This window comes from uncultured Alistipes sp. (assembly GCF_963931675.1).
GTDB lineage: Bacteria > Bacteroidota > Bacteroidia > Bacteroidales > Rikenellaceae > Alistipes.
On record NZ_OZ007039.1, the window covers coordinates 758,651 to 782,932 of the forward strand.

At 58.4% G+C, this 24,282-nt stretch carries 19 protein-coding genes and 2 tRNA genes; 10 read left to right on the top strand and 11 right to left on the bottom strand.

All coding sequences use genetic code 11. The features are described from left to right. The first annotated feature begins 151 nt into the window (after window positions 1-151). Both gcvH and mdh read left to right on the top strand, forming a co-directional pair. Entirely contained in the window at window positions 152-529 is a 378-nt protein-coding gene (gene gcvH, locus ABGT65_RS03345) for a glycine cleavage system protein GcvH (protein ID WP_346699740.1), read from the top strand. 463 nt (window positions 530-992) lie between these two features. Next, a complete protein-coding gene (gene mdh / locus ABGT65_RS03350) occupies window positions 993-1,934 on the top strand; it encodes a malate dehydrogenase (RefSeq protein WP_346699741.1) in 942 nt (313 codons plus the stop codon). 115 nt (window positions 1,935-2,049) lie between these two features. Here mdh and ABGT65_RS03355 read toward each other — a convergent pair whose 3' ends face one another. The 3 genes from ABGT65_RS03355 to greA form a co-directional block, all read right to left on the bottom strand. Next, window positions 2,050-4,359 (bottom strand): TonB-dependent receptor, encoded by a 2,310-nt coding sequence (locus ABGT65_RS03355; RefSeq protein WP_346699742.1) that lies wholly within the window; start codon window positions 4,357-4,359, stop codon window positions 2,050-2,052. Between the two features lie 144 nt (window positions 4,360-4,503). Further along, window positions 4,504-4,839, bottom strand: a complete 336-nt coding sequence (locus ABGT65_RS03360; protein WP_346699743.1) for a hypothetical protein — start codon at window positions 4,837-4,839, stop codon at window positions 4,504-4,506. Window positions 4,840-5,160: 321 nt separating this feature from the next. Then, window positions 5,161-5,637, bottom strand: a complete 477-nt coding sequence (gene greA / locus ABGT65_RS03365) for a transcription elongation factor GreA (protein WP_346699744.1) — start codon at window positions 5,635-5,637, stop codon at window positions 5,161-5,163. A 344-nt stretch (window positions 5,638-5,981) separates the two neighbouring features. On the opposite strand from greA, the gene bamD reads away from it, so the two are divergent. The 5 genes from bamD (at window position 5,982) to ABGT65_RS03390 (ending at window position 10,875) form a co-directional block, all read left to right on the top strand. After that, window positions 5,982-6,800 carry an outer membrane protein assembly factor BamD gene (bamD, locus tag ABGT65_RS03370; protein ID WP_346699745.1) on the top strand — a complete coding sequence of 273 codons (819 nt, stop codon included), beginning with the start codon at window positions 5,982-5,984 and terminating at the stop codon, window positions 6,798-6,800. A gap of 1 nt (window position 6,801) precedes the next feature. Beyond that, on the top strand, window positions 6,802-7,134 hold the full coding sequence (locus ABGT65_RS03375) for a DNA-directed RNA polymerase subunit omega (RefSeq protein WP_346699746.1): 333 nt from the start codon (window positions 6,802-6,804) through the stop codon (window positions 7,132-7,134). Window positions 7,135-7,144: 10 nt separating this feature from the next. Further along, window positions 7,145-8,368: a bifunctional phosphopantothenoylcysteine decarboxylase/phosphopantothenate--cysteine ligase CoaBC gene (coaBC, locus tag ABGT65_RS03380; protein WP_346699747.1), complete on the top strand. Its 1,224-nt coding sequence runs from the start codon at window positions 7,145-7,147 to the stop codon at window positions 8,366-8,368. A 66-nt stretch (window positions 8,369-8,434) separates the two neighbouring features. After that, complete coding sequence (recN, locus tag ABGT65_RS03385) at window positions 8,435-10,078, top strand: DNA repair protein RecN (RefSeq protein ID WP_346699748.1); 1,644 nt, start codon at window positions 8,435-8,437, stop codon at window positions 10,076-10,078. Between the two features lie 197 nt (window positions 10,079-10,275). Further along, entirely contained in the window at window positions 10,276-10,875 is a 600-nt protein-coding gene (locus ABGT65_RS03390) for a nucleotidyltransferase domain-containing protein (protein WP_346699749.1), read from the top strand. A 97-nt stretch (window positions 10,876-10,972) separates the two neighbouring features. On the opposite strand, the gene groL is transcribed toward ABGT65_RS03390, so the two are convergent. Together groL and ABGT65_RS03400 are read right to left on the bottom strand one after the other, a co-directional pair. Next, window positions 10,973-12,601 carry a chaperonin GroEL gene (groL, locus tag ABGT65_RS03395; RefSeq protein ID WP_346699750.1) on the bottom strand — a complete coding sequence of 543 codons (1,629 nt, stop codon included), beginning with the start codon at window positions 12,599-12,601 and terminating at the stop codon, window positions 10,973-10,975. Between the two features lie 17 nt (window positions 12,602-12,618). Continuing rightward, window positions 12,619-12,888, bottom strand: coding sequence for a co-chaperone GroES (locus ABGT65_RS03400; protein WP_087262782.1), 270 nt, complete (start codon window positions 12,886-12,888; stop codon window positions 12,619-12,621). Between the two features lie 233 nt (window positions 12,889-13,121). Between ABGT65_RS03400 and ABGT65_RS03405 the strand changes: the two genes are divergently transcribed. After that, window positions 13,122-13,198 (top strand) — tRNA-His (locus tag ABGT65_RS03405). Between the two features lie 62 nt (window positions 13,199-13,260). On the opposite strand, the gene ABGT65_RS03410 is transcribed toward ABGT65_RS03405, so the two are convergent. The 5 genes from ABGT65_RS03410 to ABGT65_RS03430 all read right to left on the bottom strand — a co-directional run bounded on the left by ABGT65_RS03410 (window position 13,261) and on the right by ABGT65_RS03430 (window position 21,492). Next, window positions 13,261-13,683 (bottom strand): hypothetical protein, encoded by a 423-nt coding sequence (locus ABGT65_RS03410; protein ID WP_346699751.1) that lies wholly within the window; start codon window positions 13,681-13,683, stop codon window positions 13,261-13,263. Between the two features lie 110 nt (window positions 13,684-13,793). Then, window positions 13,794-14,567: a DUF4886 domain-containing protein gene (locus ABGT65_RS03415; RefSeq protein WP_346699752.1), complete on the bottom strand. Its 774-nt coding sequence runs from the start codon at window positions 14,565-14,567 to the stop codon at window positions 13,794-13,796. 364 nt (window positions 14,568-14,931) lie between these two features. Continuing rightward, entirely contained in the window at window positions 14,932-17,874 is a 2,943-nt protein-coding gene (locus tag ABGT65_RS03420) for a glycosyl hydrolase 115 family protein (RefSeq protein WP_346699753.1), read from the bottom strand. A gap of 75 nt (window positions 17,875-17,949) precedes the next feature. Continuing rightward, window positions 17,950-19,857: a glycosyl hydrolase 115 family protein gene (locus tag ABGT65_RS03425; RefSeq protein ID WP_346699754.1), complete on the bottom strand. Its 1,908-nt coding sequence runs from the start codon at window positions 19,855-19,857 to the stop codon at window positions 17,950-17,952. A gap of 798 nt (window positions 19,858-20,655) precedes the next feature. Next, entirely contained in the window at window positions 20,656-21,492 is an 837-nt protein-coding gene (locus tag ABGT65_RS03430; protein ID WP_346699755.1) for a beta-L-arabinofuranosidase domain-containing protein, read from the bottom strand. Between the two features lie 353 nt (window positions 21,493-21,845). Between ABGT65_RS03430 and ABGT65_RS03435 the strand changes: the two genes are divergently transcribed. Both ABGT65_RS03435 and ABGT65_RS03440 read left to right on the top strand, forming a co-directional pair. Continuing rightward, window positions 21,846-21,922 (top strand) — tRNA-Asp (locus ABGT65_RS03435). Between the two features lie 248 nt (window positions 21,923-22,170). Next, on the top strand, window positions 22,171-23,388 hold the full coding sequence (locus tag ABGT65_RS03440; protein WP_346699756.1) for a site-specific integrase: 1,218 nt from the start codon (window positions 22,171-22,173) through the stop codon (window positions 23,386-23,388). A 361-nt stretch (window positions 23,389-23,749) separates the two neighbouring features. On the opposite strand, the gene ABGT65_RS03445 is transcribed toward ABGT65_RS03440, so the two are convergent. Further along, window positions 23,750-24,169: a mobilization protein gene (locus ABGT65_RS03445; protein WP_346699758.1), complete on the bottom strand. Its 420-nt coding sequence runs from the start codon at window positions 24,167-24,169 to the stop codon at window positions 23,750-23,752. Window positions 24,170-24,282: the final 113 nt, after the last annotated feature.

Below are 24,282 nucleotides of genomic sequence, written 5' to 3' on the forward strand. Positions count from 1 at the left end.
CCTCCTTTCCCGATCTCGAAAACCCCGGCCCGGCCCGGAAAAAATTCCGTTCCGGGCCTCGCTTTTTTGCCCTTTTCTCTTGCTGTTACAAAAATAACAGTTATATTTGCATCGAGAAAACGGTTTTTCCCAAACAAAAAACAAAAATTCCATGAATGTACCTGCAAATCTGAAATACTCGAACGACCACGAATGGTGTCGCATCGAGGGCGACGTAGCCGTTGTCGGCATCACCGATTTCGCACAAAGCCAGTTGGGCGACATCGTTTTCGTCGATGTCCCGACCGTCGGCGAAACGCTCGCTGCCGGCGAGGTCTTCGGATCGATCGAGGCCGTGAAGACCGTCAGCGACGCCTTCCTGCCCGTGGGCGGCGAAGTGTTGGAATTCAACGAGGCGGTCGATGCCGACCCCTCGATCGTCAACAAGGATGCTTACGGCGAGGGCTGGCTCGTCAAGGTGAAGATCTCCGATCCCGCCGAATACGACGCCCTGCTCAGCCCCGCCGACTATGAGAAGCTGATCGGATAGGATACGCCGGACAGCACAAAAAAGGGGCGGAGTTGCAGGCTGACCGTACCGAAGCCGGACAAACAAGGCAAGAGAGAGGCCGGTAAATGTGTGGGTAGGCGCGCCGGACGTGAAGGTTGAAGCAAGAGACGAGGTTTGAATGAGAGATCCCGCAACCGTGTGGAAGATGAGATGAGAGAGCAGAGAGAGGGAAAATGCGGGAACGTGGAGATGAGCGAAGACCGGACAAGGTGTGAAAAGGTGGTGAGAAACCCGGCCGCGCAAAGAGTGACAGGAACGGCAACGGTGAATACGGAAACAGACCGAAAGCGTGAGCAGGAGAACGGAAGAGACTGCAATCAAGAGAGAGGAGAGAATTGCAAACGAAACATCTGCCGTGTGAGATACCCGGATGCAAACCGCATGTTGCGGGCAGCTCCAGCCCCTCTAACTGAAAAAACAACTCAAACTTTCATAACCCATTATGTCAAAAGTTACTGTCGTAGGTGCAGGCGCCGTAGGCGCAACCTGTGCGAATGTGATGGCTTGCCGCGAAGTGGCAAGCGAGGTGGTCCTCATCGACATCAAGGAGGGCCTTTCGGAAGGCAAGATGCTGGACATGTACCAGACCTCCACGCTGATGGACTTCGACACGAAGCTCGTCGGCACGACCAACGACTACAAGAAGACGGCCAATTCGGACGTCGTGGTCATCACCTCGGGAATCCCCCGCAAACCGGGCATGACCCGCGAGGAACTCATCGGCACCAACGCCAATATCATGAAGGGCGTCATCGCCAACGTCATCAAATATTCGCCCCGCGCGATCATCGTCGTGGTGGCCAACCCGATGGACACGCTGACCTACCTGGCCCTGAAGGCTTCGGGACTCCCGAAGAACCGCGTCATCGGCATGGGCGGCGCCCTCGACTCGTCGCGCTTCAAGTGCTACCTGGCCAAAGCCACCGGCGCCAACATCAACAACGTCGACGGCATGGTTATCGGCGGCCACGGCGATACGACGATGATCCCGCTGCTGTCGAAGGCCACGGTTAACGGTGTGCCCGTCACGCAGTTCGCCTCGAAGAAGAAACTCCAGGAGGCCGTGCAGAACACGATGGTCGGCGGCGCCACGCTCACCAAACTCATCGGCACGTCGGCCTGGTATGCTCCGGGAGCCGCCGCTTCGATGATGGTCGAGGCCATTCTCCACGACCAGAAGAAGTTGATCCCCTGCTCGTGCTACCTCGAAGGCGAATACGGAGAGTCGGACATCTGCATCGGCGTACCCGCCATCATCGGCCGCAAGGGCGTCGAGAAGATCGTGAAGGTCGACCTCACGAAGGAGGAGAGCGAGAAGTTCGCCGCTTCGGCCGCTGCCGTGCGCAAGACGAACAACGTCCTGCACGAGATCAACGCCCTGTAAGCGTACCCGCAATCCCGAACGAAAAAAGGGCTCCGACATACGGTCGGAGCCCTTTTCGTGTATCTGCCAGCCTCGCCTGCCCGGGCAAGCGGGTCAGACAGGCAGAAAAATCGGCTCAGAAGCTGATCTTCGCCCCCACGAACCAGCTGCGCGGCAGCGACGGCCCGTAAACATAGCCCGAATCACGCTCCACGCCCCGGTCGAAATCCCGCTGATAGGCGTTGAAGAGGTTCTGCACGCCGCCGTAGAGCTGCAGCGTGAGGTCGCGGTAAAGCGGCAGATCGTAGGCCACGCGCAGGTTCACGTCGCAGAACGACGGCGTCGTAACCGCCACGTCCTGCGCAACGCCCGAACCCTTCATGTGCTGCACGAGCATCTCGCCCGTGCAGGTCCCGGTCACGTCGGCCGTCAGCCGCCGCAAGGGCTTGAACGACGCCGTAAAGTAGCCGTAGAGGTCCGGCGTGCGGAACATCCGCCGCACGGGCGGAACCTCCGGGTCCTCGCTCCACTGCTCGGGTTCCGCATAACGGCTCCGCTGCCAGGTCATGCCCGCCTGCAGCTCGAACCAGCGGGTGAAGACCGCACGCCCTTCGACATTCACCCCGGCAACCGTGGCTCCCGAACCGTTGTAACGCTCCTGGATTTTGCCGCCGTCGTCCGTATCCTCCAGGTCACGCAGCGCGAAAACATCGTCGAGGCGGGTATAGAATCCCTCGACGAGCAGGTTGGTCTGCACGCTTCCGAAATTGCGGTAGAGATCGGCCGAGAGGCTCACGCTGTGCGAGCGTTCCTCCTTCAGATCGTCGGCCAGCCGGATCCGCCGCCGCTCCCCGCCCACGATGGCGATGTGCATGTCCTCGTCGAAGGCCTGCGGAGCCCGATAGCCTCCGGCATAGCTCACCCGCAGGTTCACTGCCTCCGAAGGATTGAATCGCACGTTGACCCGCGGGCTGAAAATCACGTGATCGACCAGGTTGTGCTTATCCAACCGCCCGCCGAGCAGCAGCGACCATTTCGACGTTTTCCACTCGTTCTGAAAATAGCCGCCCACGATATGCACCCGCTGATCGGTGTCGATGGCGTAGCCGATCGAGCGGTCGTGAAGGTCGTCGTAGCTGTATTCGACCCCGAGAGTCAACTCCGAAGGCATGAACAGCAGCCGTTCGAAGGCGTGCACGTACTGCAGCCCCGAAGCCAGGACCAGATCGCGCGTCGTACCATAGGCCAGCAGGTCCTGTTTGCTGCCGTAGTAGCTCTTCCGGGCCGTATTCTGGAACGAAAAATAGGCATTGAAGCGGTCGCTGCGGTCGGCCGACGAGAGGTCGAACGCAAGGCTTCCGCCGTCGATCGTATGGTCGGTCTGTTCGGCAATGTTGGCCTCGTGGGGCGGCTGCTTGAGCAGGTCGCCGCCCCGGCGGTACTCGTTCAGATGGTGGTACTGGGCCGTGATACGCGAATAGGCCCCGGTGCGGAAGAACGACCGCATCCCCACCGAACGGCTGTCGAGCAGGGGCAGTTCGGTGAATCCGTCCCCGTCGTGGTCGTAACCCGAGCGGTGGCGGCTCTGCCCGAAGATCCCGATTCCGGCCCGCCCGCTCTCGGAGACGATCGAGGCGTTGAGCATCGAGTTGTTGTCGTAGGAGTTGCTGCCGCCGAGCGACATCAACGTGTGCGAGAACTGCGCGGAGCTGCGCGTCGGCTCTTTGGTAATGACGTTGATCGTCCCGCCGATGGCCGACGACCCGTAGAGCGCCGAGCCGCCGCCGCGCAACACCTCGACACGTTCGATCATGTTGGCCGGAATCTGCTCCAGACCGTAGACCCCCGTGAGGGCCGAAAAGACCGGGCGAGAATCGATCAGAATCTGCAAATAGTGGCCGTCGAGTCCGTTGATGCGGACCTGTGTGAAGCCGCAGTTCTGGCAATCATCCTCGACCCGCACGCCGGGTTGGAACGCGAGGCCCTGGGCCAGGCACGAAGCATTGGCCCGTTCGAAGAGTCCGGCGTCGAGGACGCTCACCAGCGCCGGAGCCTCACGCCGCAGCGTGGCCGAACGGCTCGCCGAGACCACCACCTCGTCCATCGAGATGCCGCTCTGCTCGACTTCGAAATTCAACTCCAGGGTCGCGCCCCGGGTCAGCGTCACGGCCGCCTGCCGTGTGGCATAGCCCAGAGCCCGGACCTCGACGGTCAGCTCCCCTTCGGGCAGGTTTTTCAGGAAATAGTGCCCCGAGGCATCGGTAGTCGTGCCAAGCGGGGTTCCGACCACCGAAACCGTGGCATAGGGAATGTGTTCATGGGTTGCGCGGTCGACGACGTGGCCGAAGAGGTTGGCATCGGTTCCCTTGCGCGGGACTTCGGCGCCCTGCACGCCGAAAAAGGTCAGGCACAGTGCAAACAGTGCCGACAATATGGATCGTTTCATGAAAAATGTCGTTTAACGGGTTGATGATTCCGATCCGGCATTCCGGATCGTCGCGGCCCCCGGGCCGCAGGTACGGGACTCCCGGTCCCTCGGATGCGAAGGGCCCCGATACGGCTGCAGCCGCATCGGAACAAGGAGACGGAATCACGCCCGGGGAGGTGCCCGCAGGGAGAGGCACGCCGTGCGCAGCACGCATCGGCAACGAGTGGCCTCGGGCTTCAGGACGGCCAACACCTCGGCATAGAATTCATGCGCGGGGAGGCTTTCCGAGAGGTAGGGATAGAAGTGGTAATTGTCGACGGGACAGTATTCGACAACTCTCTCCCGAGCACCGTTGTCGGGCAGCAGATCGCCGCAAAGGGCGGCGAAATGGGCATGGTCTTCAAGGTAGATATGCACCTTCTGCCCCGCATAGGCGGCAAGCAGGGCGGTGAGCAGGAATGCTGCGACGAAACGTTTAGTCCGGAGGTGCATCTTCATTGGACGCGAAGATACGAAAAAAAAGGACCGCGGCAAGCGGTCCCAGCAAAAATACCTAATTATGAGTAGGTCGTATGTCCTGTCCGGCGGTCGGGGCCCGGTTGTCTGGTTCCCGGCGGTCAGTTTCCGATGGTCAGACCCTCAAGAACCTTCTTTCCGCACCCTCCGCCCAATCAACGGCTCCAGCGGTCAGTTTCCGATGGCCGGACCCTCAAGCACCTTCTTTCCGCACCCTCCGCCCAATCAACGGCTCCGGCGGTCAGTTTCCGATGGTCGGACCCTCAAGCCCCCCGATCCGCAGGCCTCCGCGGCCTCCCGGCGTCAGATCGTGATGTCGAGGATCTCGAAATGGATCGTCCCGGCCGGAACCTCCACATCCACCCGGTCACCCTTCTTATGCCCCAGCAAAGCCTTCGCAATCGGGGTTCCGATCGCCAGTTTCCCTTCACGCAGGTTTGCCTCGTGCTCGGCGACGATCGTGTAGGTCATCTGCTTGTTGTTGTTGTGGTTCAGCAACGTCACCTTGCTCAGGATCTGCACCTTGCTCTTGTCGATCTTCGACTCGTCGATGACCCGGGCATTGGCGATCGTATCCTCCAGTTTGGCAATACGCATCTCCAGCAGCCCCTGGGCTTCACGGGCCGCATCATACTCCGCATTCTCCGAAAGGTCACCCTTGTCTCGCGCCTCCGCAATCGCGGCCGAAATCGCCGGACGCTCAACGGAACGCATGTGGTCGAGTTCATCCTTGAGCTTCTTGTAACCCTCGGCTGTCAGATAAATAATCTCTTTTGCCATAATCCGAATAATCTTCTAATCTTCCGGGAACGCCTCCGAAGAGGAATTTCCAAAACACGTAAAAAATAAGAATCCCGGCCCGTGAAGGCCAGAACCCTGCATCGTTGCACAAGCAAAGATAAGAAGGATAATCCACATTTCCAAATCTTTTTTCGGGTCCGGGTCCGGTTTCCGGACGCCTCCGCAGAAACCCGGATCCGGAAACTCCGGTCCCGGGCAGAGCCCCGGCCGCAAAAAGTCTCCGCAAAAGGGCCCGTCTCCGGCGCCGGGGACAATAATTTTTTTTTGCAAATCGTTAATTTATGCGTAACTTTGCGCGATAAAGCGCCGTAAAAGATTCTCAAATGAAGCAGACTTTCTCATACGCCCTTTGCGCCGTGGCGGCAGCAATCTTCCTCAGCGGATGCTCCGGCATGAACGCACTGCTGAAAAGCGGGCAGCCCGAACTGATCTACAGCAAGGCGCTGGAGTATTACGACAAGGGTAAATGGCAACGCGCCATCACGCTCTTCGAAGGCGTGGAACACTACTATCAGGGCACCTCGCGCGAGGATACCGTCTCGTTCTACAAGGCCTACTGCCGCTTCAAGAACCGCGACTACGACACCGCCTCGGCGGAACTCGACGACTTCCGCCGCAAATTCGGCCGCAGCGCCTTCATCGAGGATGCCGAAGGGATGTATGCCCTCTGCCACTACTACCTCTCCCCGGGCCCGACACGCGACCAGACCATGACCGGGCACGCCCTGATCGCCATCAACGAATTCATGTCGCGCTACCCCGAAAGCAGCCGCATCGAGAATTTCAAAAAGATCAACACGGAACTCACCGAACGGCTCCATGACAAGGCCTATCTGAACGCCTATACCTATTATAAGATCGGGCGTTACAAATCGGCCATCACGGCCCTGAAAAATGCCCTGAAGGAATATCCCGAAAGCAAGCACCGCGAGGAGATCATGTACCTGATCGTCGATGCCAGCTACCGCTTCGCCAGCAACTCCATCGCCAGCAAGCAGACGGACCGTTACCTGGCGATGCTCGACTCCTACCTCTCCTTCAAGGAGGAGTACCCCAAGTCGAAACACATCAAGGAGGTGGACCGCATGGCCAAGCAGGCCCGCGACTACCTCGACCGCAACAACAAGGACAACAACATATAAGATGGAAATCAAGAAGAACATCCCCAACAACACCATCACGCGCAAGCTGGTGGATCTGGACAAGGAGACCGGCAACGTCTACGAGAGCATCAACATCATCGCGCGCCGTGCCAACCAGATCTCGACCGAGCTCAAGGCCGAGTTGAACCGCAAGCTCGCCGACTTCTCGTCGCCGACCGACACCATGGAGGAGACCTTCGAAAACCGCGAGCAGATCGAGATCTCGCGCTACTACGAGCGCCTTCCCAAGCCGGTGATCATCGCCACGGAGGAGTTCCTCGACCACGAACTGGTCTACAAGGAGGGCAAGAACGACACGTTCAAGGAGATCTAAACCCACGACGATGGCATCCGGAAACGCTGCGACCGCATCCTTGGCGGGACGCCGCATTCTGTTGGGCATTACGGGCAGCATAGCAGCCTACAAGGCTGCCATGCTGTGTCGTTTATTGAAGACGGCAGGCGCCGAGGTCCGTGTGGTGATGACCCCGCTGGCCAAGCAGTTCATCACGCCGCTGACGATGGCCACCCTCTCGAAAAACCCCATTCTCGTGGAGTTCTTCGACCCCGAGAACGGCGCCTGGAACTCCCATGTCTCGCTGGGCGAGTGGGCCGACTGCTACCTGATCGCCCCCGCCACGGCCAATACGCTGGCCAAGATGGCCACGGGCGTGGCAGACAACCTGCTGCTGACGGCCTATCTCTCGGCACGCTGCCCGGTGGTCGTAGCCCCGGCCATGGACCTCGACATGTATGCCCATCCGGCCACGCAGCAGAACCTCCGCACACTGGCCGAACGCGGCGTGCGGATCGTCGAACCCGCCGAAGGAGAGCTGGCCAGCGGCCTGACAGGAAAGGGCCGGATGGCCGAACCCGATACGATCGCCGCCTTCGTCGGCGACCTGTTCACCGAAAAAAAAAAGACACTCGCCGGTAGACGGCTGATCGTCACGGCCGGCGCCACGATCGAAGCCATCGACCCCGTGCGGTTCATCTCGAACCACTCCTCGGGCAAGATGGGCTATGCCATTGCCGGCGAACTGGCCGCCCGCGGTGCGGAGGTGACGCTCATTTCGGGGCGCACGGCGCTGCCCGTACCTCCGGGTGTCGAGCGGGTGGATGTCCTCTCGGCCGAAGAGATGTACGATGCCGCGGTCCGGGCCTTCGAGGCGGCCGACGGCGCGGTGATGTGCGCCGCCGTAGCGGACTACACCCCCGCCGAATTCTCCGACACGAAACTCAAGAAGGGCGACGACGAACTGTTCATCCGCCTGCGCCGCACGCGCGACATCGCCGCAGAACTGGGTACCCGCAAGGGAGGGCGGCTGCTGGCGGGCTTCGCGCTGGAGACCGATGACGAGGAGGCGCACGCCGAATCGAAACTCACCCGCAAGAACTTCGACTTCATCGTCCTGAACTCCCTGCGGGATGCCGGAGCGGGCTTCCGCGGCGACACGAACAAGGTGACCCTGATCGACCGCACGGGGCGTGAAGCCCTGCCGCTGCTCTCGAAACGGGAGGTCGCGTCCCGCATTGCCGACCGTATCGAGGCCTTTTTCGCCCGCTGAAGAGCCGGAAGCCGCATTCGAAATACGCCGAAACCTGGATATTGAATCGCTAAAATCCGAATTGCCATGCTGCGCCGTCTGTCCGTCGAAAACTACGCGCTGATCGACAAACTCGAAATGGAACTGGACCCGCACCTGAACATCATCACGGGGGAGACGGGAGCCGGAAAGTCCATTCTGCTCGGGGCTCTCGGGCTGCTGCTGGGGGCCAAGAACGACGGGGCGGCGATGAAGGATGCCGCCCGGAACTGCACGGTGGAGGGGACCTTCAACCTCGCGGGCTGCGGGCTGGAGGCTTTCTTTGCGGAGAACGACCTCGACTACGCCGCCGAAACCACCCTGACGCGCATCATCACCCCGGCAGGCAAGAGCCGGGCCTTCGTCAACGACGTTCCGGTGCAGCTGGCACAGCTGCGCGAGCTCGGCACGCGCCTGATCGACATCCACTCGCAACACCAGAACCTGATCCTCTCGTCGGAGGAGTTCCGCACCTCGGCACTCGACACCGTGGCCGGGAACGGCGACCTGCTGGCGCAATACGCCGCGCAATACGCCCGGATGAGCGACCTGCGCCGTGAACTGGCCTCGCTGCGCGAAGCCGCCGAACGGGGCCGCCGCGACGAGGAGTGGCTGCGCTTCCAGTGCGACGAATTGGCGGCCGCGTCGCTGCGCGCGGGCGAGCAGGCCGAGCTGGAGGAGGAGTTGGCCGTACTCGAAAATGCCGACCGCATCGGCGAGGCGCTGACCGGCCTGCGCAATGCACTGGACAGCGACGAAACGGGCGTTCTGAGCCAGTTGAAAAATGCCGAAAACGCCCTCGGGCATCTGCGCGAACACTACCCTACGGCCGGAGAGTTTGCCGACCGGCTGCACGCGGTCCTGGAGGAGTTGAAAGACATCGACGCTTCGGCAACGGCCGCCAGCGAACGGGTGGATGCCGATCCCGAACGGTTGGCAAAACGCTCGGCGCGGCTCGACGCCCTGATTGCCCTGCAACAGAAATACCGCGTGGCCGACGAGGCGGAGTTGATCGCCCTGCGGGACCGGAGTGCGGCGCAGTTGGCGGCAATCGTCCACAGCGGCGAGGAGATCGCTGCGGCGGAACGCGCCCTGCAGGAGGCAACGGCCGCCGCCGAAGCGCTGGCCGACCGGCTGCACAAGGCACGCGAAAAGGCTGCCGGAGGTTTCGAAAAGGAGATCCTGGCGACGCTGGACAAACTGGGCCTGTCGGAGACCATCTTCCAGGTGGCACTGACACCCCGCCCGGAACTGGACCGCACGGGCCGCGACCAGGTGCAGTTCCTCTTCACGGCCAATGCACGCATGACGCCGCAACCCGTCGAGCGGATCGCTTCGGGCGGTGAGCTTTCACGCGTGATGCTCGCCCTGAAGGCGCTGCTGGCAAGGCGGATGCAGCTGCCGACAATCATCTTCGACGAGATCGACACGGGCGTCTCGGGGCGCATTGCCGACGCCATGGGCGAGATCATCGAATCGCTCGCGGCCTCGATGCAGGTCGTGGACATCACCCACCTGCCGCAAGTCGCCTCGAAAGGCTCGGCACACTTCGTGGTCTACAAACGCAACGGCCGCACGGAGATCACCCGTCTGAGCGACGACGACCGCATCGCCGAGATTGCCAAGATGCTCTCCGGATCGCAGATCACGCAGGCCGCCGTAGCCCAGGCACGCATCCTGCTGGGCCGATAGAAGCCCGGAGGAGGGGGAGGGAAGAGAGAGACAGAGAGAGACAGAGAGAGACAGAGAGAAACAGGGAGGGAGAGAGAAAGAGGTAAAAACAAGCTCCGGCCCCATCGGCTCCGTGGCTTTTTCAACCGGGAGAAAACAGTCCCGGCATGGACGGCGCGGCCCCCCCCGACCGACCGTTCCCGACAACCACGAAAACCATGAACAACACACACGAAATCATTGCCCTCGCCGCCGCCAACCAGCGGCGGGCACACGAAATTCTCCGCGAACTGAGGTTGCGCGAAGCGTGGCAGGCCATCGGAGCGCGGGCCGAAGTGGTGGGATCGCTCCGCTCGGGACTCCTGATGAAGCACCTCGACATCGACCTGCACATCTACTCTCCGGCTCCGCTGCGCGTGGCCGACAGTTTCGCCGCAGCAGCCCGAATTGCCGAAAGGCCCGGTATCCGGCGGATGGAGTACGGCAACCTGCTCGACGCCGAGGACTGTTGTCTCGAATGGCACGCACAATACGAAGACCGTGACGGTCGGATGTGGCAGATCGACCTGATCCACATGGCCGAAGATTCGCCCTGGGCGGGATATTTCGAACGGGTGGCCGACCGGGTCGCGGCGGTACTGACCCCGGAGACGCGCGACACGATCCTGCAACTGAAATACGAAACATCCAACGAGAAGCATATCCCGGGCATTGCCTATTATCGGGCGGTTTTGGAGGGTGGTGTGCGCAACTGCGCGGAGTTCATGGCCTGGCTGCAGGAGCACCCCGTCGACGGAATCGTGGCGTGGATACCATGACCCCTTCCGTCCCTTCCACATCTGCACAAAAAACCGGGGCACTCGAAAACGAGTGTCCCGGTTTCTACTTATGCTGTCGTCGGACAGCGGCCGATCACTACATCATGCCGCCCATGCCGCCGGCCGGCATCGCAGGTGCAGGCTGCTCCGATTTCTTCTCGGCCAGCACGCACTCCGTCGTCAGGAACATCGAGGCGATCGAGGCAGCATTCTCCAGAGCCACACGCGACACCTTCGTCGGGTCGATGATACCGGCAGCGAGCAGATCCTCATACTTGTCATCACGGGCGTTGTAACCGAAGGCACCCTGGCCCTCGCGCACCTTGTTGACAACCACCGAGCCTTCGCCTCCGGCATTGGCCACGATCTGACGCAGCGGTTCCTCAATGGCACGCTTTACGATCTGGATACCGGTCGTCTGGTCCTCGTTCTCGCCCTTCAGGCCCTCCAGGGCAGCCGTAGCGCGGATGTAGGCCACGCCGCCTCCCGGAACGATACCCTCCTCAACGGCAGCACGCGTTGCGGCCAACGCATCGTCGACACGATCCTTCTTCTCCTTCATCTCGACCTCGGTCGTGGCACCCACGTAGAGGACTGCCACACCTCCGGCCAGCTTGGCCAGACGCTCCTGCAGCTTCTCCTTGTCGTAGTCCGACGTAGCCTTCTCGATCGAGGCGCGGATCTGAGCCACACGGGCCGCAATGGCCTCCTTCTTGCCGGCGCCGTCGACGATCGTCGTGTTCTCCTTGTTGAGCGTCACCTTGTCGGCCGTACCCAGCATGTCGAGCGTAGCATCCTCGATCTTCATGCCCTTGTCGGCCGAGATGACCGTGGCACCCGTCAGCACGGCGATGTCCTCAAGCATCTCCTTGCGGCGGTCACCGAAGCCCGGCGCCTTGCAGGCGGCAATCTTCAACGTTCCGCGCAATTTATTGACAACCAGGGCCGACAGCGCCTCGCCGTCGACATCCTCGGCGATGACCAGCAGCGAACGTCCGCTCTGGGCCACCGGCTCCAGCACGCCCATCAGCTCCTTCATCGTCGAAATCTTCTTGTCCGTAATCAGGATATAGGGTTTTTCGAGCTGGGCCTCCATCTTCTCCGTATCGGTGATGAAGTAGGCCGAGATATAACCGCGGTCAAACTGCATACCTTCGACCACCTCGACATGGGTCTCGGTGCCCTTGGCCTCCTCGACGGTGATGACACCCTCCTTGTTGACCTTGGCCATCGCCTCGGCAATCAGCTTACCGATGTTCTGGTCGTTGTTGGACGAAATGGTAGCCACCTGCTCGATCTTGGCGAAATCCGAACCGACCTCCTGGCTCTGAGCGCGCAGCGACTCGACCACCTTGGCAACAGCCTTGTCGATACCGCGTTTCAGATCCATCGGATTGGCACCTGCGGTGACGTTCTTTAGGCCGACACCGATGATCGACTGGGCCAGCACCGTAGCGGTCGTCGTACCGTCACCGGCATCGTCATTGGTCTTCGAAGCGACCTCCTTGACCATCTGAGCGCCCATGTTGGCGAACGAATCCTCCAACTCGACCTCCTTGGCCACGGTGACACCGTCCTTCGTCACCTGGGGAGCACCGAATTTCTTGTCGATAATGACGTTGCGGCCTTTGGGACCGAGCGTGACCTTGACGGCGTTCGACAGCGCATCGACACCCTCCTTGAGCAGTTCGCGCGCCTCTACATTATATTTGATTTCCTTTGCCATGGTTGTTTCGAATTAAATTAGATGATTGCGAGAATATCGTTTTGTTTCATGATAAGGTAATCGACGCCGTCGATCTGGATCTCCTGACCGGCATACTTGCCATAGAGCACCTGGTCGCCGACCTTGACCTCCATCTTGACCTCCGAAGTGCCGGGGCCTACGGCCACGACCTTGCCAGCCAGCGGTTTCTCCTTGGCCGTGTCGGGAATAATCAACCCTCCGGCTGTCTTCTCTTCCGCGGGATTCGGGAGAATCAGCACGCGGTCCGATAATGGTTTTACGTTCATAGCTTTGAGTTTTTAATTTGTTATTTAGTATTGCATTCGTTTCGACTTGCACCCCTTTTTCCAACAATAGATGTGCCAACCGTTTTTTGACAGTTTCGGGGTGACAAACGAGCAGGTCGGACTGCCAAATTGTCACTCCACGCAAATTCGCCACCATTTTCCGGGCGTTTTTTTTGCACGGAACGAAAAAACGTATTACCTTTGCACTCCGATACGGGATCCGTATCGACATGGTGGATGTAGCTCAGTTGGTTAGAGCGTCGGATTGTGGTTCCGAAGGCCGAGGGTTCGAGCCCCTTCTTCCACCCCAGGAGCGCCGGAGAGAGATGAGTGGGGGGGGGTGAAGGAAAGCGCGCAAACAAACAAAAAGCCTTATGTATCAATGATATGTAAGGCTTTTTTGTTTTGCTCGGTTTCAGTGAGGGCATTTGCAGGCAGGCTGTCCGAGACCAAGTCGTGACCTGTTTTTGCATATCGGAAAAGTAAACCGAACATAAAAGCCCGGAATACCAGTTCTTCCTTGAATCCAGTAAGAATAACTTGATTATATAACACGTGAAACGTCTGCTCTGTTGAGGCCTCCGGACAAAGGAAATACAAGATAAAGAGGTGGTACGCAAGGAGTGCGATCCCGAATCCTTTGAGAATATTTCCGTTCAACCCGAGAAACGAGAACAGTTCTTTCGGCTTAATTACGACGATCGCCAAAATCAAAACAGCAAGAGTAAGGAGTAATGCCTTTATCGACAGCCCGGGGATAGGGTTGCCCGGGAAACGGATGCTTCTGAACGTCACAACGGTTCGGCAAAAACGATCCTCCCGTACGATGGAACATACGGGAGGATCGTCTGTTTTCAGCGTGGAGCTATCGCCCCGGTTATCGGGCTGAAACGAGGAGAGCCGGTTTAACGGATATTGAGCAAGACGAAATTATCAAGAACGGTCTGTTGTGCGATTTGCTGAAGGTACTCTGCCAGTGAGGTTGGCAGATCGGCTGTAAATTCCGTCCGATAAGGCTTCCGGAACAGCGTCGTGAAGATGACATTTGCCGCCAGATAGCTCCCCGGAACCGCCGGATGGTAGTTGTCGGAACGGTAGAGTTCGCACTCGGGCCGCTCCCGGCGAACCCGCTGCCAGGCCATTCCCACGGGTGCGCACCAGGCATCGTTGTCGTAAGCCATCTCCAGATAGCTGGTTTTCAGCCGCTCCTGCATATTTTCGTAATCGTTTGCCAGCGGATACCCCGCTACGGGTTTCCGGTTTCCGAATTTATGCCCCCAGGTCATGTAGAAGATTACTTTGGCTTCGGGAGAACCGACATGGGCCAGACTGTCCAGAGTGCGCGCTGCCGGATAGACCTCCCGGATGACCTGGCGTGTCGGCATGGCCGGGGCCGTGCTCTGCTCCTGCAGTACGATATAGTCCCAGTGGCCCGAGATCAGCGCCCGGATCAGCTCCGGGTTTTTCAAATGGCCCGAAAATCGCTCTCCGCCCTTCAGGAAACGGGTGCAGGAGAGTTTTACCCCCTGCGAGGCCGCAATCTCCCGGACCATGCCGGGGAGGTCATTGAAATAGGTGAAGCTGTTGCCGATCCACAACATGCGCACCGAATCCTGCGGTTGCGCCGCCAGGCTTATCGGGCACAAGACGAGCAACAATCCGAAAATCGTGCGTTTCATCTCTCTTTGCGTTTGGGTTTGTCTGTTGTATACTTGGCGGAGAGGGTGCCGAATCGGAATCCTCTCCCGCATGTAAAGATAGCGGATTTCTGCCAGAAACCGGATACGTTCCGTCTCTTAAATTGTCGGAGCCGTCTCTTTCGGGAACTTCGGCTTCTGGATCCCCCCCCCGATTCCCGATCCGGCAGATCCAGGATTTCGCCGATTGGTCGTTCCCCGGCAAAGCCGTGCTCCGGGATCGTCCGTCCCTGCGCAAAATCGCCAAATTTTGAGACGCGCGGGCAAAAGACAACTGTGCGGATGACCGCGTCACCTCGTCCAACGATGGGTTTTCCATGGGCCTGCTCCCTGTAGCCCGAAAGCATCACTCTACTCTCGTGGATGGAGGACCCATGTATGAGCGTTTCAACCCGCCGAAATCAAGAACTGTCTTTTGTATGACAATGCCCGGGTCTCCCACCCGGATACGCAATGTATGATGCCCCGGGCGGTCAACATACAATGTCGATTTGTTGATCACACAATTCCGCAGGACACTTTCGAACCAAACCTGTGAATATTCGACATGCGAGGATGAGGGTGTGGCCAAGGCTCCATTGTCGATCTGCACGCTGTATTTGGTATCCGTATTGGTATTCTCGTTCAGCCGGAAATCCCGGTCTGCATGGAGTGGGAACGTCGGCAGCACATAAGTATAGACATCCACCAGCCCCGCATCAAATGCATAAAAATCATACTCCACACAAGGCACCTCCGGAGACCGGTAGGTCTGCAGCGCCGCAACCGGATCGCCCAACTGCAGCGCCGCCCCTTCAATTCCCAAATCTTCGACAACCCGAATGTCAATATCCCCGTTCTCACGCAGGCGATGGTAACCGGCTCCGGGTATCGAAACGACACCGTTGCTCTCAACATACATTCCCCGAAGATCGTCGCGGGAGGGTGTGGCCGGATTGAACAGCGACACGATGACCCTCCGGACCTGATCTCCCGCCCGGAATTCGATCGACCCCGTAGATTCACTGCCTTGGGGTGCCTTGTCCCAGTCCACCCGCACATGGATGCGTTCCTCGGTCGTGGTTTGCCCCTCTGTCCGGTCGATAAGAATCCACTTTTCCGAAGGCTTCGCCGTCCAGGCCAGGTTTCCGCCCCCTTGATTATAAACGTCGATCCAATGACTCCTGCACAGATAGCGGTCAAAGGCCGGGAGGGCATGGAAACTTCGAGAGCCCGTCACATCCTCCCCCTCTACCTGCAACCTCAAAACCGGGCCTTCCGCCTCCGCCCGGGATTCCAGCCGAGGCATCTCGAAATAGGCACTCACCCGATCATAATTCTGTCGCATGGACATCATGTGATTCCATTTCCCGCCGAGCAGCGAGTTGTAGTTGGCCGTAATGATCTGCAGGCTGTCATAACAGTTTACCACCTCCTGCCGTACCATGTCGGTCGCCGCACGCCCCTGACGGGCATACCAGCGATTCCGCTGACCGCCAAGCGTCATCCGATTCATCAGTTCGGCGCCACGCAGGGGATAGTAAACAAGTTGATAGAATGCCGGACGCGCCGACTCTTCGATCTCGGACAACATCCCTTCGGCCGCTGCCCCAAGCCGGCGGTAGGCTTCCAGCCGCCGATCGGCCTCCTCATAGTTGACAAACGAAAACTCCGTATCCGTAAGCTGCTCGCAACTTTGGTCAAACCGGTTCCAATGGTATCCCCAACCCATATATTCGGGTTTGCGCGAAAATGCCAGCCGCAGGTGCTCGCGGGTCATGGCCTCCAGCCGGGCGTAGTATTCCGCCCCGAAAAAGCCCGACAACCAGTGCGCAGGATATTTCACCACATTGTCCGCCGTAAAACGGCCGATATCGTATGCCATGTCCAGGAAGAGCGAAACCTGCATCTCCGAACCCTTCAGATCGCCGCAGTTAAGCAGCCATACACGGTCGGCCGTGGTATCGTAGGCCTTGCGAAGCTCCTCGTACATCAAGGCCGGAGGCGTCGTGCTGAACCACAGATAGCTGTGGGGAACTCCCAGATAGGAGACATGGTAATACACCCCGGAACGCCCCGAGCGCTGCTGCTCGCGGATCCCGCTCAACCGTTTCAGATAACCGTAGTTGTCATCCGGCCAGATGATCGTGATGTCATCGGGCAGCTCCAACCCGTTGGAATAGATCTCCAGCACCTCCTTGTACGGGGTAAATGCCTGCGGTATCGTCTCGATCGGACGATCTATATTATCCTCCAGTATCTTACGCTGGTCAAGCAGCGCCGACTGGAGCATCTCGACTTTCTTCCGCATCGGGGTCCCGACGGCCATGGCCGCATCATGCAACCCCCGCAGCGCCAGGGTATAGACATTTTCATAGGCTCCATTCTCCCGGATCCGTTGTGCCAGGACCCGGTTGATGCCATCCTTGTTCCTGCCATAATCCCAAGGACCCATCGTTTCCCGATCCCATTCACTCGCCGTATTGAGCAGCAACGGTTCGCAATGTGTGGACCCCATTACAATGGCGAACGTATCGGCCACCATTTTGTTTTCCGGGATCTGATTGAAAGCCGTCGATACAGGATGCATGGCCGGGCAGAGATAGTTGGCCTTCAACCGCAGCAGCAGTTCGCAAATTCGGGCATAGGTTTTGGGGCCGATATTGCCGCGCTCCTTTTCATAGGTTTTCGATGCCCACGGTGTCAACCCCCAGTCCTCGTCATTCAAGAAAATACCCCGGTAACGGACAGAGGGGGTCTCCGACAAAGTTGCCGGAGCCTCGACATACAATGCAGGATGCTTCCGTACGGGGACATCGGCCCACCAATACCACGGAGAGACCCCGATTTGCTCCGACAATGAGAAAAGTCCGTACGCAGCCCCCCGACGATCACTCCCGGCCACAATCAGCGCCTGCGATATGCCCGGCAGGGGATTGTCGACCCGCTGGATCAGATAACGCTCCCAGGCCCCGTCCAACGCTCGGATGTCTATCTTGCCCGCCCGGGCGATCCGCTGAATCAGCGCACTCTTCTCCACCGTCCCGACGATAACCAGCTGGCCCGATTCCGGCAGCGAAGTCACAATCTGCGGACGACGGCCCGTGACCGCTTCAACATCTGCGGCGAAAAGCTCGGCACAGCGCTTGACGACTTCGGGTTCGGCCGGATCATGGAGAATCGTGGCCGTTACCCGGGGAGTGGAGAGCGGAAAGGAGTTTCCTCCTTTCGCGGGCCGTTCGCCCACCGAAATACCGGCGGACAAGGCCGTCGGCAACAACAAACCAATGACGAATAAACAAAATCTCATCCCGATCATATGACGTATTTTAAGGATTGGCGGCCGAACCCGCATAACGGATGCAGGCCGGACGGATACACAAAGTTACGATTTTTCACTGTCCCCGAGTAAGTCCCGCAGCAGTTTCAGTTTGGCGGGCAGGTTGAATTTGCCGTTCACGGCATCACCCTCATACCAGGTCCCGAAAACCCCCTCCTGCGTGGCATACAAGGCATCGCGCGCCTGCTCCAGATACTCGATGGAACGGCCGAGATCCTCGGTTCGGTTTTCGGGGTGCTTGTACGCCCGGACAAAATAATGAAGCGAAAGATTCAGTTTTTCCATATAACGGCTTTGTGCCGCCAGGTTGTCCCGGAAAAAACGGCGGGCCGAGGGCTGCAACCGTTTCATGAACCTGTCGCAACGGTCTGCAACCGCCGCAAACCGTCCGGCGGACAGTTTTGTGCCCCGCAGCAGCGAATCGACCTGGTTCTGCCCGGCAATCCGGAACGACCGGCCCGGAATGCGCTCGAAACCGATCTCATGGAGCGGATTGGACGAAAAACGGTCGAAACGGCCGCCGATCTGCTCGAAAACCCGGGAATAGCGCAGGTCCTGGAAAACGAACTGCCGATCCATACCCGGAAACTCCGATGGCTTCTGCTGCCAATAGGCTCCGTAAAATGCACGATACAGCTCCGCGGCCTCGGCGGCATGACGCGCCCCGAAATATTGCGTGCAGAAATCACGAAGAAAAGCATCCGTATCGTACTCCTCCATGTCCCACATCATACGGGCATTGGCCGCCATCTCCAGAACGAATTCCCGGAGATTGCCCACATTGACCACCGAAAAGGTCAGCGGGCCGCGACTCCCGACATAACGATAGTTGAATTCCATTTTCCAGGGTCCCTCGGCCGCAGCCAGATGGGCGCCCGTCGACGTAAACTGGAGATTCATGTAATACCCCAGTTTGACATGCTGCGTCGTATCGAAGGCTACGATGTCATCGTAAGGATAGTGGTCGCGGCGACCGGCTACGAACGTCCAGAGCATGTTCTTCCCTGTGGGCGGCTTCAAATACCCTTTGGCCAACAGATCGGAAAGTTCGTCGTAGAATGTCATGCGCACGAAAGGATCCCGCTCCCCTGTCGCCTTCCTGATCATGTCGAGCTGAATCCGGATCATCCGGTTGATGACCTCGGCACGTGCCCGATCCCCTTTCGGCGCATCCGCGAATGCCGCCCAGAAAGGCTGGTCGCCGACTCCCCGGAAGGCAATCTGCCAAAGATTCTCCTGCTCGTTGCGGCAGACCGTCTCCACACTGTACTGCCAGAATTCACGCAGGGCCTGTTCGTTCGACAGCAACAGCTTCGGAGGTTCCATCTGGCGGACCTCCCGCCAATACCCCTCCCAATTCATCAGATTGTTGTTGCAGGCGACATGGTGATGGGACGTAAGCACCAACCCGTATTTGCGCAACAAGGCCGCCTGTCGGTTCAGTTTGTAATCGGGATAGGTGACCGTAGCCTCCAGCTCCACGGTATTGAGTTTCAGACGCAGCATCGTTTCGAGCCACAACTCGTCATTTTGCCGGGACAGCCTGCGCCAGGGTGTGAACAGATCCGTATCGTTGGGAAACCACGCACGATAGCGTACCTGGGGCGATTCGCAGAAACAGTCGTAGCCGGCCGGAATCTCAATGCGCTTTTTCACCTGCGGCTCCCAGGACGAGAAATACCACAACGGCGGAACCCCGAGAAGCTGTTCGCTGAACGTGTAGATTGCATAGATGGTCCCACGCATATCCCGGCCGTAAAGATAAATGCGGCGGTGTTCCGGATCCGCATACACCCGGTGGGACTCGAAATCCCCCAGAGGCCGCAAACCGGCAATCGCTACCGGGGCATGAGATGCAGACGCGTTGACGACGATCAATTCGATCCTTCCACCTTCGGGCTTCTCCGCCAACAACGGCCTGTACGTCATGACCCGCTCAAAGTCCCGTTGCAAGGTCCGAGCGGCCAGTTTAACCGGAGCCGGTTCGGCGGGGTCCACGACCAGGCAAAAGTTCCCTCGCTTCAGAACCAGCGGATCCGAGGCAAAACCCGGCCCCGGAACAAGCAGGATAAAAACAATCCCGAAAATGTACAAACATCGTTTCATATATGATCGACTCATGGTGAAGGCTTCTGCGATCTTTTTCATGATCCGCCCGTTGGGTCTGGCCGCTCCCGCTTTTCCAAAAGTCCAGAGAAGAATCCGACGGCCTGATCCCGGAACCGGGATGCATCGTCATACTCTTTTGCCGCAATTTGAGAAGGGCCTCTTCATAGCGTTCGGAGCCGAGCCATAAGTGAAACCCGGCAGAGTCCGGTTGTGAAGGTGTGCAAGCGGTCAGCAAGGCGATGACAACCAGCATTACATGCACAATCACAACAGGAAGTTTCCTCATAAAAAGTGCCGGAGATTGATATTTCAGCAAAAAGGCCGGGAACAAAAGTAGTAAAAAAAATTGATAACACAATCCGCCCCACCCGACGGCCCCCCTGACGGGGAACGGCACTGCCCGGTGCAGGCCGAGAATATCGCGGGACAGTCGCGGTCGCGGCAATACCACGGGGATACGGTAGGTTCATGGAGGGGCCGCAGCCCCGGTTCGATACACTTGTGAAGGCCCGGACCGGCGAATGAAATCCCGGCGCTGCAAGCGGGGTCCCATGCCCCGCGAACAAAGCGGAGGGTGGGAATCTGTCAATCACCTGATTTCCGCCCTCCGTCTTGCGGGTCTCCAGGGAAGGGATTGCGGGATCACTCTTCGCGAAGATAGACACTCATTTCGGAGAGCCCGCGAACGGCATGGCCCACGGCCTCCCGCTGTTCGGTGACCGGGAGGTGATCCTGGCTGTAGGTGCCCTGCTCGCCGTCCGAACCGCGGGCATCCAGGAAGAAGCGCGCCAGGGCGAGATAGCGGGGGTCGTGCGTGGCCCGGTAGAGCTTGACCAGAGCCAGTTCGATCTCCTCGTGCCCCGGGACGATCTTCCGGTCCGGTTCGTAGAAGGTCGCATAGAGCAGGTCGGCATTCTTTACGGCCACGTCCAGCAGCGTGCGCTTCCCCGTCGCATAGTAATGGGCTACGGCCGCTTCGTAGAGGTGCCCCACGTTGTAGAGTTCGTGGCTGTAACGGATATTCGACCAGCGCTCCTCACCGGCATCCCGCGGCATTGTCCGGCCGATGGTCCGGGGCGTGTAGAGGTATCCGTCGGGCTCCTGTGCCAGGGCCACCAGCCGGATCAGGCTGTCCATGTAGCGGTCCAGCCGCGCATCATAGGAGACGGCCAGCCGGTAGGAGGCTCCCTCCATGATCTTGAAGAGATCGGAATCGTTGAACTGCAAACCCTGAAAATCCCCCTCGGCAAGGCCTGCCGCTACGGCAAAATTGGCTATGCGGCCCGTCTCCTCGCATTTGCGGAACGCGAAGGGGATCGTCCGCCCGGAGACCGTCTCGATGCGCGGGGCCCAGAAGCCGTCGGTAAACCGTGCGTCGGTAAAGGGAACCGCCTGGAAGGTGTAATCCGGGGTTGCAGTGCGGCTCCCGCAACCCGTCAGCAATCCGATCAAAACAATCAGTAATGCAGGTCGTTTCATGTTCAGTCCGAGATGTTGGGTGATACGTATGGAGTTTTCAAATGGCAACAATTGGCAAGTTTGTGTCTTCAGAGGCAATCCTGAGACCAAAAGTAAGCATAAATCGGCAATTCGACAATGAATGCAGGGGAACATCCGTCCCCTCCCTGCCATTTTGCACTTCAGAGGGCCGCCCTGCCTGTGTACGGCGGCAGCCCGCATCGTCTCCACCCCGGCCCGAATCTCCCCGATCCGGGCCGGGGTGTTCTGGAGTAGTGAGTAGGGGTTGAGGTATAAAAAAGTTATTTTTCGGGGCAAAAATATTTGTGGATTTCAAAAATAGCCTTATCTTTGCACTCGCAATACCGAAAAGGGGTGCGTTAGTTCAGCTGGTTAGAATACGTGCCTGTCACGCACGGGGTCAGGGGTTCGAGTCCCCTACGCACCGCCAGAGACCGACGAAGAGTCGGGTTAAATAAAGCAAAAGCCTTGTAAACGAATAGTTTACGAGGCTTTTTGTTTTTGGATTATCTGCATGAGAAAGCAAAAAACAACCGGTTTCGGGTGTCCAAATCGGTGGACTTTTTCCGAGGGCCGAACCGTCCACCGAATAAGCATTTAACTCATTGATTTGCATCGTATTTCATCTTGACGCAAAAGGCTCTTGAAAGTAATTTTGCAACTTGTAAATACGATGTTATGGAAAGGACAACCTGCACGCTGATTTACTACCTGCGCAAGACCCGGATCAACAAGGAAGGGAAAGCGCCGATTTATGTACGCCTCACAGTCAACGGCCAACGCGCCGAAGTTTGTGCCCGGGCCCGCATCTTGCCCCAGTATTGGAATCAATCCCGAGGCAAGGCTGTGGAAAACAACCGGGAAGGCCGTGAGATCAACCGGCTGCTGGAGGCCATCTCGTTCAATATTGCGCAAACGCGACGCACGCTGGAGGCAGAAGGGAAAGAGATTACGGCTACGGGGATTATGGATCGCTACCTGGGCAAGAACCTTCCCGAACGCCATACCCTGATGGAGGTCTTTCGGGAACACAACAAACGATGCCGGGCTTTGATCGGAATCGACTTCACCGCTTCGACCGTGCAGCGTTACGAGAGTCTGATGCGCATCACAGGGGAGTTTCTGCTAAAGAAGTATGGCTCCGAGGACCTCTATCTGGACGAATTGCCGGTCCATTTGGTCGAGGATTATGAGTTCTACATGAAGACCGTAAGGCGATGCGTTCACAATACGGTGATGAAGAATCTGAAAAACTTCAAGAAGATCATCCGCATTGCGCAAAGCAACGGCTGGGTTCCGAAGGACCCGTTTCACGGCAAACATATCCACATGGAGCCGGTCGACCGACCTTTTTTGGAGAAACAGGAGTTTTTGTCGATGCTCCACAAGGAGATCTCGATCCCTCGACTGGCGCAGGTCCGCGACATCTTCTGTTTCTGCTGCTTCACGGGGCTGGCCTTTACGGACGTGCAACAGCTCAAGGCGGAGCATCTGGTGGCGGACATCCACGGCAAGATCTGGATCCGCAAGGCGCGGCAGAAGACCAAGAACATGTGCAACATCCCGCTGCTCGACGAGGCGCAAAAAATTATCGACCGTTACAGGGATCACCCCTACTGCCAGACACACGGCGTGTTGCTTCCCGTATGCAGCAACCAGAAGACGAACTCCTACTTGAAGGAGCTGGCCGACATCTGCGGCATCCGCAAGAATCTCTCGACTCATTGCGCGCGCCATACGTTTGCAACCCTGACGCTGGCCAGTGGCGCAACGATCGACAACGTTGCCAAGATGCTCGGCCATGCCAATGTCAACATGACGCGCCGCTATGCGAAGGTCCTCGATTCGTCGATCATGCGCGACATGGAGGTCGTTGCTGAAAATATGGCGTTGTAGCCCGTCGGAACATTTGAGGACTTTTTGGAACGCCCGGACAGCAAAAGAGACAAGGCCGCCCTGTGCAAACGAGGACAAGAGCAAGTTCTCTTGGCATCTTTGCATGGGGCGGCTATCTTGCTGGATCGGGCGGCAGTGACGGGTGTTCATTGAGCCTGTGTAGTATAAATATGAGGTTGGATCAGTGCCGATTCATGGACCTTTTCTTCCTTTTCCGAATCTGCTGTTGTTGCTCTTCGTAGGTTTGTACATCGGCTAATTCCAGAACAGCGTCCAACGGATGGATGGACGGCATCGGTCTGTCCCCGGTTGGCCTTCTCTTCGTTGTAGCGGACGGCGCCGCCGACGGTCGCTCCCGTCCTTATATTCGCAACCATCCTTCGGCCTGTTTGGTAAGATTCAGAATCTCGACACTCAATGCTTTCAACTCGCGGGTATGCTGTTCCAATGCAGCGATCTGGCGCGGAATCGAGACGTTGGAGAAGTGGCTGTTGATGGTCCGGACCACCTGATTGTAGTTGTTCCCAACGCGCTGAAACTGGAAGTAAAGGTCGTTGAGACGTGCCAGAAACTCGACCTTTGAAGGATCGCGACGGATGACTTCGAAGCGCTCGGCAAAGAGTCGTTTGACGATAAACCGGCTGCGGTTGTGCTCCAATCCGGCGGCAGCAAGCATTTCCTTAAACCGAATATTCTCCGCTGTTGTCAACTTGAAATTGTAACGATGGATTCTGGGAGCGGTAGCCGTTGGCCGACCGGTTGGCTTTTGAGTCTTCATCATATTATACAGCATATTCATGTGGCGCGACTTGGGAGCGTTCCGCCTCGCAGAGCGAGGACCTTTGTCGGACAAACCGCCGGTTGTCGGACAAAGGTACACCTCGCTCCCGTCAG

Coding starts and splice junctions, on each gene's coding strand:
- gcvH (WP_346699740.1), top strand. CDS start 152: ATGAATGTACCTGCAAATCTGAAATACTCGAACGACCACGAATGGTGT.
- mdh (WP_346699741.1), top strand. CDS start 993: ATGTCAAAAGTTACTGTCGTAGGTGCAGGCGCCGTAGGCGCAACCTGT.
- ABGT65_RS03355 (WP_346699742.1), bottom strand. CDS start 4,359: ATGAAACGATCCATATTGTCGGCACTGTTTGCACTGTGCCTGACCTTT.
- ABGT65_RS03360 (WP_346699743.1), bottom strand. CDS start 4,839: ATGAAGATGCACCTCCGGACTAAACGTTTCGTCGCAGCATTCCTGCTC.
- greA (WP_346699744.1), bottom strand. CDS start 5,637: ATGGCAAAAGAGATTATTTATCTGACAGCCGAGGGTTACAAGAAGCTC.
- bamD (WP_346699745.1), top strand. CDS start 5,982: ATGAAGCAGACTTTCTCATACGCCCTTTGCGCCGTGGCGGCAGCAATC.
- ABGT65_RS03375 (WP_346699746.1), top strand. CDS start 6,802: ATGGAAATCAAGAAGAACATCCCCAACAACACCATCACGCGCAAGCTG.
- coaBC (WP_346699747.1), top strand. CDS start 7,145: ATGGCATCCGGAAACGCTGCGACCGCATCCTTGGCGGGACGCCGCATT.
- recN (WP_346699748.1), top strand. CDS start 8,435: ATGCTGCGCCGTCTGTCCGTCGAAAACTACGCGCTGATCGACAAACTC.
- ABGT65_RS03390 (WP_346699749.1), top strand. CDS start 10,276: ATGAACAACACACACGAAATCATTGCCCTCGCCGCCGCCAACCAGCGG.
- groL (WP_346699750.1), bottom strand. CDS start 12,601: ATGGCAAAGGAAATCAAATATAATGTAGAGGCGCGCGAACTGCTCAAG.
- ABGT65_RS03400 (WP_087262782.1), bottom strand. CDS start 12,888: ATGAACGTAAAACCATTATCGGACCGCGTGCTGATTCTCCCGAATCCC.
- ABGT65_RS03415 (WP_346699752.1), bottom strand. CDS start 14,567: ATGAAACGCACGATTTTCGGATTGTTGCTCGTCTTGTGCCCGATAAGC.
- ABGT65_RS03420 (WP_346699753.1), bottom strand. CDS start 17,874: ATGAGATTTTGTTTATTCGTCATTGGTTTGTTGTTGCCGACGGCCTTG.
- ABGT65_RS03430 (WP_346699755.1), bottom strand. CDS start 21,492: ATGAAACGACCTGCATTACTGATTGTTTTGATCGGATTGCTGACGGGT.
- ABGT65_RS03440 (WP_346699756.1), top strand. CDS start 22,171: ATGGAAAGGACAACCTGCACGCTGATTTACTACCTGCGCAAGACCCGG.
- ABGT65_RS03445 (WP_346699758.1), bottom strand. CDS start 24,169: ATGATGAAGACTCAAAAGCCAACCGGTCGGCCAACGGCTACCGCTCCC.